Source organism: Erwinia amylovora, assembly GCF_017161565.1.
Lineage (GTDB): Bacteria > Pseudomonadota > Gammaproteobacteria > Enterobacterales > Enterobacteriaceae > Erwinia > Erwinia amylovora.
Window position 1 is genome coordinate 878,582 of the sequence record NZ_CP066796.1, and the last position, 12,584, is coordinate 891,165.

The following is a 12,584-nucleotide window of genomic DNA, read 5'->3' on the forward strand; positions in this document are numbered from 1 at the left end:
TAATGATGTAATAGGTAGAGTAGATATGAAAAGCGTAATTGATTTGCTCCATGATGACGATGCGATGAAAAGCGACAGCGAACTGGATGAACAGTCGAGCGCGCTGCTTGATGCGATCCAAAACGGTGCGACATTAAAAGATGTGCATAATGTTTCTGATGAAGTCATGGATGATGTTTATAAGCTGGCTTATGAGTTCTATATAAACGGTAAGTTGAAAGATGCCGAATCACTTTTTCGCTTCTTGTGCATCTATGATTTTTACAATCCTGAGTATGCGATGGGTTTAGCAGCTGTGAATCAGCTGAAGAAAAATTATACCAAAGCGATAGACTTATACGCTCTGGCTTACTCTTTGGCAAAAGATGATTATCGGCCGATGTTTTATGCCGGACAGTGCAACTTAATGCTACGTCGTGCTGTCCAGGCGAGGAAATGTTTTGAAACTGTCGTTAGCAAATGCAGCGATACGCAATTAATTGCAAGATCACAGAGTTATCTGTCCGCGCTAGATGAAGTTGATAATAGTGAATCGGATGATTCTGTTAGATGTGTTAATAGGAATTCATAATGAATATACAGGTAGATAGCTATGGTGCTTTAGAACATCTCACGGGTGGACATGAAGCAAGCGATTTAGAATTAAAAAAACAGCGAAACCAGGCACAACGCTTAGGTAATTCAGCCTTAAAAGAACATCCTCAGCTGGGTAATATCAGAAGTGCACTTAAGATTATCCAGCCAGAGCAGCTACTAAAAGTATTGCAACATGCAGGCAGCGCGTTGCATGGAAAGGGTGGAACAACGACCATTGAGCAGGACACGCCTCAGCTGGCGCTACCACGCAGTGCAAGTACAGAGGCATCCGTTAAAGGCTCTGTTAACAAATCTGAGAGCGATCTGAGCGGTACCGCCAGGGCTACCGAGCTGCTGGGTAAAATCATGCAGTTGTGCTCACAATCTTCGCAGCTAAATATTCTGTCCAACATCAGTTTTTTCAACGCACTGTTCCACGGTCAGGGATTAACGTATCTTGAGCTGTCCGCCGCACTTGAAAAAGAGGCAACCCAATGGGCAAGCGATTTTGATGCATTAAAAGCTGTTCAGGAACAGGCTAATGCGTTGCAGCAAAATGTCAGTTCAGCACAGGATGCCTTGAACAACGCGCAGAGTCATTTAACCGGACTGGAGGCGGCAGCCGCACAGCAAGATCCGCTATCACCGCAGCTGCAAAAGCAGATCGATGAGGCAAAAACAGCGGTTGTAGCAGCACAGGCCAATGTGACAACGGCCACATCAACCCACAACCACTATGTTAGTGCAACGCTAAATCCGGCGATTAAAGCGGAAAGTGACTCCAAAGCTGCGTTGGCCAGCACGCAACAGAAAGCTCAGGATTTGGTGAATGCTCTTCCGCCTCAACAATTTAAGGCGATAGAGATTAAAGCTAAGCAGGAAGATCCTCAGGCTAAAAGTTTAACATTCCTGATGGCCCTGCTGTCGCAGTTGATCAACCAAAGTTCGAGTGAGGATCTCAAAGCTGCGGCCGAGCTGAAGCAGAAATTATCTGAAGCGGCAGCAAAAGACGCCGAGAAACAAGCCCAGGAATATGAGGACCAGGTTCGCAAAGCCGAAGAGATGCAGAAAACCATGGGCTGTGTAGGCAAGGCTTTGGGCTGGGCTATTACTGCAGTCAGCTTTGCCGCGGCAGCATTCACCGGCGGCGCATCACTGGCGCTGGCGGCAGTTGGCGTTGCATTGACAATTGGTGACGAGATTAACCAAGCCGTCAATGGCTTCTCCTTTATGGCCAAGGCCATGGAACCAATGATGGATAACATTGTTAAACCTATGATGGAGTTCATGGCCAATATATTTGCCGAGATTCTGCAAGGGTTCGGTGTTGATAAAGAAAGTGCAGAGATGATTGGGCAGATTATGGGTGCGATTGCTTCTGCTGCGGTCATGATTGCCGGAGTAATGGTTGCGGGTAGCGCCATGAGTAAAGTTTTTGGCTCAGTTATGCAGAAAATTGGCGCTGAAGTCACTGAGGAAGTCAGTAAGAATATGGCAATTCAGGTGGAAAAAGAGGTTGCAAAAGACATAACGCAAAGCGTGGTGAGTGGTGTCGTGAAGGAAGTTGCCGAAGAAGTTTCCGCACAAACTGCCAGGAAAGTACTCCAGACGAACATGCAGAAATTAATGAACAGCACTTTGGGCCAGGCCTTCAAACGTATTAGCCAGGGGCTTGGCCGTACATTTGGTACGGATGAAATCAAAATGGCACAAGCTTCCACACGCATGCAGATGGCCTCAACTGCCGCCTCTATGGGCAACACAACTATTCAGACTGTTGGCAGTGTCATTACTGCTGACATGATGGTTGAGGCTGCCAAGTCAAAAGCCCATATGATGAACGATGCAGTAATGCAAAATCTGCTTAACGACATAATGAGCCGGGCCATTGAAACCTTCACGCACCGCATGGAAACAGTGAATTCCATGATTAAAAGTATGTCGGCTGTGGCTGAAAATCAGGCGCAGGCCGGGAAGTATATAACCAGGCAGATGAGCTCCGTTGCTGGTTGAATATATTTTCATTTTTTTTAAATACAGGAGTTTTAAACATTATGACATCTTCAATAAATATCCAGGCGAGTGCGTATATCAATAAACCAGAACCTAGAACTACAAAAACACCCTCAGGCGGCGAAATTTCCTGCATCGATTGGGGTAAGGGCGCGGCACAAGAATTTGTCGGGCTGGCGAGCTCTATTCCTCTGCAAGATATTCTCAGTGGTCAAAGCCTGAGAGCTGACCACACTACAGTTCCGACTTTATCCGCACCGTCTGAGGGGGCAGCAAATATTAGCGCGGAACAACAGAGTGAAGTTATAAAAATGGCTGAAAATGTGCGTGCTCCAGATGCCAATACGCTGGAACAGTTAGCCGCATCAGCATCGACGGCCTTGACATCTGATTTGAGCAACACCCAGTTCAACAACAGAACCGTGGAAAGTCACAAAACATCCGCAGAATCAGCAATCCAGACCAGCGCTTCAACTAACCCTGCTCGATCTCAGGCGGCCGTAGGTGGGGGCACGGATATCACTGCTGTCGGCGCTTTTGGCCCTAATTATGTAAACATGGTAGGCAACACTGACATGCTTGAGACAGACAACAGCCTGTCTGTTTCATTATATAAATCAGAGGCGCAATTTAACAAAAGTGCAGCTAAAGCGCAGAGGTATGCCGTTGAGGCGGCAAACCGAAGCGGCGATAAAGCTATTGCAGCAGCGAAGTTGACATTAAACGGGGTAATCACCGGCGGCGTGCTGGGCACTGCCGTTCAGGCGGGAACTACGCTGAAAACAACGAATGCTTTGCATAACGAGTCTAAATCTATCGATAACAATCTTAGAGTGGCAACAAAGCTTCAAACGAACGTGCACAGCAATGAGAACTCTATCGCGCGCAGTGGAGACAACATGGTGAGCAATGGCAAAAGGCTGGATCCCGGGGCTAAAGCAGCCATGTCACAATCGCATGGTGCTGATTTAGCGAAATCCTCAGAGCTTCGCGACAATCACAGTGTCGTCCAGAACAACACCCAGAAAGTACGTACGATTTCAGAGTTTGCCAACCAGGTCAACCGCTCAGGCCAGGGAGTCGTTGAAGGAACATTCAACGTTGAAGCGTCTAAAGAGTCGAAGCAGGCGGACCTTGCACGCGCCGACCAGAATGTCAACAATGAGCTTTCCAGTACCCACCAGCAAACGGCTAAAAAATCCGCCGAAACGAAGGCAGCGTTAAATCAGGCGCTTGAAAATACCTTGAACAATAATAATAGTGCGGCATCTGCCATCGCCGAGCGTATGCGCTGATCAACTAATTAAGAGGGGCGGAGATCATCCCCGCCTTTCGATCTTCCAGGAAAACATAATGTGCGGTATTACTTATGCTCAGCCACAAACTAATGTTAACTGTTTGCAGATTGAAAAATCAGCTCAGTGGCATGACCCTCTGACGGAGCCCCATGCCCATCCGTCTTCCAGCGGTGATATAGTTCAACAAATTGATGTACCTATGTACTCGTTCATTGTTAAAATATTATCACCCGCTCAAAAAACGCCTTCCGAAATCATCAGGCTTTTCATGGAGCTTCAGCAGAATAATAGTACGTTTGTTTTTGAAAGCAGCAAAATGTGCAAGTCTTTGCAATATTTAGAATCTTGTGTTAATAATACAAAAATTTTTCTGAATGAAAAAAACCTTATTCCGCATGAAAGATTTTCTCCAAGCATAACTGAAAAACAACGGCTGGAAGAGGAGGTCGATAAGGCTTTTGATTATATTCGTAATGAAATTAGTAATATTTGTCTTAATACTAAAAGTTCGCTTAGCAAAACATTCGCCACGTACGCTAGCGTATCGAGCAATCGGGAAGAAATTAGTACCGGGACAAGTTATGCGGAATTATGGGCAAGAATTAGTACAGCAATAACAATTATCCAGGAAGACTATGTCGACTTTTATGCCGACCTGATGAAAAAATATACGGATATGTATCAGTCTTTTAATGAAAATGTGCAAAAAGCATCTTCTGATGCTGTTCACGTCGGTTCTGAGGCTAATACCGTTGATTTCAATGCACATAAGATGAAGGAAGGCTATAAAAAATTTGAGGAAGAAGTTGAAAGTATCGATTTAGGCAGTGTAAAGAATTGGGACGAAATGTCGCAAGAGGAAAAACAAAGTATGGTTATTACCCTCAGTCCAGCCTTCAATGTCGATACGCATGGAGCAATTTCTTTTAACCTTGAACAATATAAAACTACGCATAATGTATATCCTGATGGAAGTGGAGGTGAAGTTTCGACCGTCAGTTATCAGGCATGGCTCGCCACGTTTAACGCAGCAGGAAGTGCTCTCCAGAGTAATATGCAGTCATTTGCCCAGCGTTATACTCAGGCAAACAACACGTTTGATAATCTCAATAAAGTGTTAAGTAGCGTAATAAGCACGCTGGGAGAAAGCGCAAAAGACGTGCTGAAAGCACTATCTTGATTGAAGCTGGATCTGCGTTGTATTGAAAATATATTGCTTCGCCAGGATGCCCCAGCCGTTACCGCATCCTCGTTTTCCCAGGGAGACAATGAGAATACCAGCCAGCTCAATATACGGGGCCATCGCTTTATCATCGCCAAAAAGCGTAAGCCTTTTCCGACATTTTTCAGTCGAGGCGGGGCAGCCCTGTATCTGATGGTATTATCGCCACTTCCCTGGTGAATATAAACTCACGAAATAACCTGGCTGTAATACTGCGGGATCGTTGTGGGGATTCGCAAGCCGACCTCCTTCTGGCGTGCAGACGGTAACCTTGGTCAAAAATAATTACCTGATTAATCCTGATGCAGGAAACACGACGCTAAAATCCAGAATTAAACAAGGATGAGTGAATTTTTTTTGTTTAAGATCAGATAACATCTTTTAAAGAGGATAGTAGATATAATGATTAGTAATATCTCACCAGCTAACAAAAGTCATATTGATGATATGCAGCATCAGTATGCCATGGCTAGTATAAATAGCAAAAGTCAAACTGCCAATTCCGTTATTAATATAACTAATGCTAATTCCCCCACTGAAATACTCAGGCAGTCGCCTGGCTCCGATTCGGATATGGTTCCTGCTTCTAAACTCGCCGAGGCGTATTATGAATTCATAAAGGCACCATCTCAGAATTCTAGCAAAGCTCGTCTGTTTAAAGAGTTGTACAACAAAAATCTGCCGTCAGAAGTTGCCAACGCTAAGATGAGTGAAGGGCGTGAATCCATAAAAAACCTGCTGGGCATGATGGCAGGTAACATTAATAATAAGAAAGATAACAAAACCCTGCAAATAATTTACAGTCAGCTGATTGCAGCTAATGGTGATGCAAAAAAAGAGAGTAAAATCGAGGCGGGGCTAAAGGAACTGCTGGTTAAATATGGCAAAGACTCCCTGAAGGGACATGTCGCAGAGTTTAAAGAAATGTGTCGCGATGCGTGGAAAGAATACCATAAAATTTCCAGCGATACTGGCGAGTCTATTAATGATAGTTTGATTTTTTCAGAGAGTCTTGAGGCTTGTGAAAACGTTATTGAAAAAACTTTAGAGGGCTTACTGCACTCTGGAGCAGATATTCACTCGTTAGCTCAATACGGCAATTTTTTCTCTAATGGATGTAGTGCGATCACGCATACCTTATTACATCAAGAGACTCCAGACTCTGAAGAAAAAACACACATGCCTGAGCCGAATAACGCAAAACCGGCAGACCCCACGCTCTCTTCCCCCCCAATGCATGGCCAGGGAGCTATAAATATTCACGTAGAAGGATCAAAGGCCACTACGGTAGTGAATGGTGATTCATTACCAACACAAAAAACGCTTGAACAGGATCTTATAAGTCTTGGGATGAAGCTGCTTGGTGATTCGTCCCCAGAGCTGAAAGAACATAAAGTAGAAATGCTCAAGACGATTCTTAACTTAGTAAAAGAGTCTGTAAAAAATAACAGGGGAGACGGTTTTCTTCAAAATCTGCAAGAAATAACTCAAAAACCACCGGCTGCCACTGCTGTTGCTGATCTACAAGAACTGAATTATGCTACACCGCACAATCCTCCAACTGAGGGTGAAATATCAATTACACCGCTGATTAATAGCGGGCAGGGAAAAGATACGTCGGGAACTGATCCAGTTATAAGTGATCCAACTGAAATTGATTCAAGCATCAATCTGAAAACTGAGCGACTGGATTTAAAAAGCAATGCAGCTCGCAAGGGGGAAAATCGCCAGGCCATAGACGCAACCTTTGCACCCTTAGTAACGAAAATCCATAAAGCATCCGTCGAGACCCCACAGGCTTTGCAGGTAGCCAATTCATCTGCTGATTACAATCGTGCGGGTGATGGAATTAATAATTTGGCACATCAGCCAATGAATTTGTATGATGCCGCGCGTGGAGTAAATGATGCCGTGCGTGGAGTGATAGATGCGCTATCCGAAGTGCCGGGATCTGTAAAAAAAATTCAGCAACCTTTGCCTTCACAGGCTAATAAGCCTGAAGTCATCAAAGTACGATCTGATATAATTAGGGAAAATGTAGCCAACTCACCTTCCATTGCTGGCGGCAATAATAGTGGCACCTATGCAAGTGGCAGCAATAGCGTTAACCCAGTGGTGTACGAACTGCCAGCAGCGAGCGCTCGTAAGATGGCTCAAAATTCTGAACAAAAGTTCATTCAACCTGACTCCAACGGTAAAAATATCCGTTTTAACACTGGTGGCAGCGCCTCCGTAAATAATAGCGGAGCAGGCGTCAAAGATGCTGCAGGAAGTCAATCTCAAAATCAGGATAACAGCAAAATAAAACAAAAATTTACCGTAAAATTTTCACCACGTATCCATACAACTGTGCGCACAATCGACCCTTTCAACAACCTTTCTTCTCCCTCGAGAAGTTTTGTGCAACAGTTTAACCACGATATTTATGCCGGGAGCAAGGATAAACCACACAATGCCGGAAATAATATTGCAAAAGACCCTGTAAATAACTCAGGCGGTAATGCGTGAGTTTTTCAGAAATAGATGAAAACGCTTTGCAAATTGTTTATGATCTCGTCTTCCAGGTCAATGGTATGCTTCCGCATTGTATCCGTCCCCAGTACAGTTTGATAACAGACCTTGGTATGGATTCTGTTGAGCTGGTTGATTTTCTGGTGAGGCTTGAAGAATGCGGTATTGTAATTAAAGATTCGCAAATATCCGCTGAGCTTACGGTGGGTGAAATTGCCGGAATGTTAAAAAATTAAAACATTACTTAGCGCTTCAGGTTCGACTATGGCGCTCTTTTAAAGAAAGAAAATTTTATTATATCAGGAGCGAAAAATGAGTTTAGCATTCAACTGTGACATGCCATCGGCGAAAACTATGGAATTACTCGGAGATATTTGCCACACTACGGGGAAAAAAATATCAGCTGGTATGAATGATCTGGTGCAGACGGGTAAAAAAAGTTTTTTGTCTTTAGTCTGCAAAATTTCAAATACTTGTGAAAAAATGAAATTAATTATTTCTGGTTATTTTCACTCTAATGAAAAGAATGTAGGCTTGGAAAAGTCATCTAAGTCAAATAGTTCAGTTAAATCATCAGGTATTAATAAAATCTCAGCGGAAACTGTGGAGAGTATTTGCAAAGCTACTATAGATAAGATGAATAAAGAAACGATACCTGGCATGTTTCGTGCTTCAACTTTAGAGTCTAATAACAGAATGCTAATGAGCAAGTCAAGAAATGAGGTGAAATTCATTAATGAGATCGGTAGTGGTGATGTCAGTTTAATCCAAGTTGGCGCCATGATGAAAGGTTGGTGTAAAGAACTTATGTCTGGCCGTATGTATACCATGGGTGAAGCACGAGATTTAATAAATTGTAATGACCAGTATCAATATAATGTCATTAAAAACGATATAAAGGAAAAATTGAATCCCGAAAACACGACCGGGAGCGAAGATGAACGTAAGGCAGTGGCTTTATTTTCAGTATTTAACGCCTACCGTGATATCTGTATTGAAGAGGAAACCAATCATGTTACACCTTATAATGAAAAGACCCTATTAACCTGTTTGTCTCCAAACTTTTTCGATACAATGGAAGGCTTAGATGTAAGCAATTTGAATACGAAAGTGGGCGATAACGTGAACAACGCCGAGCAGGCGTTAAAAGCCATACTGAACGCGTACAGGCAGGTGCCTCCGATGCAACCGAAGTGATTCGTCATATTCAATCATCAACACTTGCAGATTTTGACAAGGGTTTTCTTTCTTGTATATACGCATAAGAGGACTCCTGTGCCCTGGATTGGAGGCAAAGCCCTGGCGATAAGGCCGGGGCTTTGTCCAATCATTGCAATGAAAAAACGGACTGACGGCCATGCTCAAAGGAGCTTCTCCCTGTCATTGTCAGTTTGATCGATCACCTGTAACCGATCTCATTCCTGTAAACCGTTAGCAGTAATGCAAAAAATTTTGGCCCCTCCTCTTCTTAAAACAAGAGTTCATCTGGCATGAATCAACGGGCTATAACGAAGAACAGATCGTTTTGCCCTGCAGCAGACAGAAAAGGAATCCGGGTCAATGTGTTTGCTACGATGAGTGGTTTCTGCATTTTCATGCAGTGAACTAACGCAACAGAACATTGATCCTGCATTGATGCAGACCATCATTCTTATTGTATTGAGGAGAGCAAGAAATCAATAGGTATTAACTATCAGTATATGGGCAAGAGTTCTTTTTGACGATTTAACTTTTTGGTGTAAAATAAATACTTATCCAGATATAAACAAGTTTGTCAGCCAACAGTATCTTTCTGTTAACTGGATCTGTAGCAGGCATCTGAACGTCGGGTATCTACCAGCGGGTCTCTTACAGGGGGACTCGAAAAGTTAGCGTTATGTTCATGTTTTCTTATCCGCTATTTAGTTCTCAGGGAGAGTGTTATATGGATTTAGAGAAAGATATTATTATCGACGGGGTTGAATTTAACCCCTATATACGTCGTGTCAAATTAGAGAAGGATATAAAAACACTCAGAAAAAAAGAGTCTGAGGTTTTGTTTTTGCTATGTTCTACATACCCGGATGCTGTAACATACACTGACTTATCAGCAAAGATTTGGCCACATTCTTATGTTTCGAGGCCATGCATCACACAAATCATCCATGCATTACGAGAAATATTGGGTGATTCTGGCAGAAACAAGATCCAGACGATACCAAAATTGGGATATAGGTTAATCTCCAAACCACTGACTAAAGATGGTAAGGATTTTACTTTCGTGTATAAAAACCATTCCGAAATCTCAGGCATCAAGACCAAGGACTACATTTGTCAGAAGATAGCCTCTGTCATTACAGCCCGACAGACGCTCCAGCGGCAGCAGGCTTTTGCCAACTATATTCCTTAAGACTATAAGTTTATCGGTGCGCAGACGGTCCTTGCAAAGTTAGTCATATTTTGCCCCTACGGCTGGGCTAACGCTAACGCCGTCGATGATACTGTGCCGCCGGGGCCGACAGTGCAGGGCTTTAATGTAATTGAAGATATCCGCCCGGGCCATAATCCTGGCCGCGTGAAGCTTATGCTGTCGGATTTAAGCTTTGAGAACTGTGCCTGAGAGACATAAAGTGAAGCAGTGTCTGCAGGCTTGTATTCCTGCTTCGCTCACTGTCCCGGAAGCATTCAATGAAATGGGCCTATAGATTTTACGCATCACGCTTAAATTGGGACGATGTTTTCAGTCTTTCAACGTGGTGGACTTTACTGTTCAGGATAATGAATGAGGTGCGGGGAATCACAGGGAAATAGCTGCGGGAATATCACTGTAAACGCCCGCATGAGTTCCTTAATAACCGTACGCCAGAAGAATGTCGGTTGCTGCAATTACGCGCTGAACCTAAAATGCATGGAACTAAAAAGGGTACTTTTACAGGTTCACACATATGAGTCTCCGGTCATTCTCGCATTAAAAAACAGGTGGAAACTATCAATAAAAATGAACAATAAAAAACCGCGCTAAGGAAAATAAGAAATTTAAGTATAAATATTTAGAATTGCGTTCGTCTTTGTGTTAAAAAACTAATCAATCATAATTGGGGCACTCCTGTCGAGAATTTTTCTAAGTATTGAGTGAATGCTGATGCATTTCAGTTTGTATTTTCATTTATTGTAAGTGAGAGAAAAGAACTGTAAAACATGAGTGGTGGGTGAATTATTGTGTAAAATCTCCGCCCTGTGGTTGATAACTCACGGCAAAAAATTGGCTGCCGCATAGTGCCCTGATAGTTGAATACCCCTTTTACAATCTGTTTTTATTTAGAGGCCCTATGTTTACTCAAGTAAATCGTTACCTTTCATTGTGTCTTTTCTGTGTTTCTGCCGTGTTTATCTCCCCGGCCAATGCGGCTCCTTACAAAGAGAACGATCAATATTTCGTCCAGCAAAAATCAGCGACGACCGTACCTGATGTTGTGGAATTCTTTTCTTTCTACTGCGGACCCTGTTTTCAGTTTTCCCATATTTATAAAGTGACTGATGTAATTAGTGAAAATCTGCCTTCCGGCACCAGATTAACCAAATATCATGTCGGTCTTATGGGGCCGTTGGGGCATGAACTGACTGAAGCGTGGTCAGTGGCTATGGTGCTGGGTATCGAACATAAAGTCGAAAAATTGCTTTTTGAAAAAATTCAGCAGGAACGCTCTGTCAACAGCGTTGCTGATATTATGAAGGTATTCAGCTCCGTTGGTGTTGAGGCCGGTCAATATGAAAACACCCGTCGTAGCCTGCCTGTTCAGGCTTTGGTTAAGAAACAGGATGATGCAGTCGAAACGTTGAATGTCACTTCCACGCCATCCTTTTACGTTTCTGGCAAATACCGGGTCAATAATGCCGCCATTACCAGCACCAGCGCGGATGATTATGCTAAAGAATTTGCTGGTATCATTCGGTTTTTACTAGAGAAACAACCTTAACTCGTTAGGTAATACACACAATTAATGCGAAGCCTCATGCCTGACATCTGTCCTGGCATTCACAATGCGCCACGGCGGTGTGAGGCAAACCGGTTACCCCTGCCAACATTTTCCTGACAATAACTCCTGACTATCTCGCTGATAACGCATATTATCTTGTACAGTTAAGCTGGAACCCTCATCCCATTTTACTTACTAAGGTTTGTTGGGCGCTGAAGGTACCGGTTTTGTTGATTGGCAACGTCATTACTACGTTGATTGCGCGGCTGAACAATGCCGAACGGCTTAAATTTTGGAGAAAATATGCGTAATTTGAAAGAGATACTCTGTTGTGCTCTGTTCTCTGCGGCATTAACCACAGTTTCCACCGCCTGTGCGGAAGGGGATCGGACCGTTGAGGCACCCGCACCTGAATTGCAGACTCCTGCTGTGCAAACTCCTGAAAGTCAGAACTCACTGTCGCAGGCTACGGGTGAGCAAGCCCCGCAGATTAAGGGTAATCAGACAGATCCTTATGATGTGCAAACTTTCTTCGCGGATTTTAAGCGCTTTGCCATTGGCGATGCAGTGCCAGAACTGTATCGCACTAAGAAATATGAGGTTACTCAGTGGAATGTCAGACACTTGCCTGCACCAGAGGCGGACGATCACTGGACCTACATGGGGGGAACTTACGTGATGATCACCAATGCCGATGGCAAGATCCTCCAGGCCAAATCGGGCGAGATCTATTATAAGCACTGATGGCTGAACATCATCCTGATCCCGGGGGGCACTGAAGGCGCCACTCGGCAGGGGGTATCGCAATGTTGCCCGGAGTAATCAATTCGCTGTTTACAGTGTTATGCATATTGTTTCTGGTTTTCTGCTGATGTTAGATAGTGAAATGCGTCATGGTTGTGCCTGGATGCGCGCCAATGTGCTAATAAAATATCAATTATTTGGATATTGCGAGATTAAGCGTCGCTATGCGTAAATCCGCTTTAACTTATCGCCGACAATGTTCTA

General features: G+C 43.7%; 10 protein-coding genes. All 10 read left to right on the top strand.

The genetic code is table 11. The features are described 5' to 3' along the window. Nucleotides 1-25: 25 nt before the first annotated feature. The 10 genes from sicA to JGC47_RS04025 all read left to right on the top strand — a co-directional run bounded on the left by sicA (nucleotide 26) and on the right by JGC47_RS04025 (nucleotide 12,320). Entirely contained in the window at nucleotides 26-571 is a 546-nt protein-coding gene (gene sicA, locus JGC47_RS03980) for a type III secretion system translocator chaperone SicA (protein ID WP_004155896.1), read from the top strand. Further along, on the top strand, nucleotides 571-2,589 hold the full coding sequence (gene sctE, locus JGC47_RS03985) for a type III secretion system translocon subunit SseC family protein (protein WP_004155897.1): 2,019 nt from the start codon (nucleotides 571-573) through the stop codon (nucleotides 2,587-2,589). The genes sicA and sctE overlap by 1 nt, the downstream gene beginning before the upstream one ends. Continuing rightward, on the top strand, nucleotides 2,586-3,884 hold the full coding sequence (locus JGC47_RS03990; protein WP_241097894.1) for an IpaC/SipC family type III secretion system effector: 1,299 nt from the start codon (nucleotides 2,586-2,588) through the stop codon (nucleotides 3,882-3,884). The genes sctE and JGC47_RS03990 overlap by 4 nt, the downstream gene beginning before the upstream one ends. A gap of 58 nt (nucleotides 3,885-3,942) precedes the next feature. Next, nucleotides 3,943-5,067 carry an IpaD/SipD/SspD family type III secretion system needle tip protein gene (locus tag JGC47_RS03995; protein WP_004155899.1) on the top strand — a complete coding sequence of 375 codons (1,125 nt, stop codon included), beginning with the start codon at nucleotides 3,943-3,945 and terminating at the stop codon, nucleotides 5,065-5,067. 444 nt (nucleotides 5,068-5,511) lie between these two features. Further along, nucleotides 5,512-7,617 (top strand): hypothetical protein, encoded by a 2,106-nt coding sequence (locus JGC47_RS04000; protein ID WP_004155902.1) that lies wholly within the window; start codon nucleotides 5,512-5,514, stop codon nucleotides 7,615-7,617. Next, nucleotides 7,614-7,856, top strand: a complete 243-nt coding sequence (locus JGC47_RS04005; protein WP_013034844.1) for an acyl carrier protein — start codon at nucleotides 7,614-7,616, stop codon at nucleotides 7,854-7,856. The genes JGC47_RS04000 and JGC47_RS04005 overlap by 4 nt, the downstream gene beginning before the upstream one ends. Nucleotides 7,857-7,932: 76 nt before the next feature. Next, a complete protein-coding gene (locus JGC47_RS04010) occupies nucleotides 7,933-8,817 on the top strand; it encodes a hypothetical protein (RefSeq protein WP_004155904.1) in 885 nt (294 codons plus the stop codon). A 727-nt stretch (nucleotides 8,818-9,544) separates the two neighbouring features. Then, nucleotides 9,545-10,009 carry a winged helix-turn-helix domain-containing protein gene (locus tag JGC47_RS04015; RefSeq protein WP_004155905.1) on the top strand — a complete coding sequence of 155 codons (465 nt, stop codon included), beginning with the start codon at nucleotides 9,545-9,547 and terminating at the stop codon, nucleotides 10,007-10,009. Between the two features lie 919 nt (nucleotides 10,010-10,928). Next, nucleotides 10,929-11,576: a protein disulfide oxidoreductase DsbA gene (locus JGC47_RS04020; RefSeq protein WP_004155907.1), complete on the top strand. Its 648-nt coding sequence runs from the start codon at nucleotides 10,929-10,931 to the stop codon at nucleotides 11,574-11,576. A gap of 303 nt (nucleotides 11,577-11,879) precedes the next feature. After that, a complete protein-coding gene (locus JGC47_RS04025; protein ID WP_004155908.1) occupies nucleotides 11,880-12,320 on the top strand; it encodes an RcnB family protein in 441 nt (146 codons plus the stop codon). The last annotated feature ends 264 nt before the right edge of the window (nucleotides 12,321-12,584 follow it).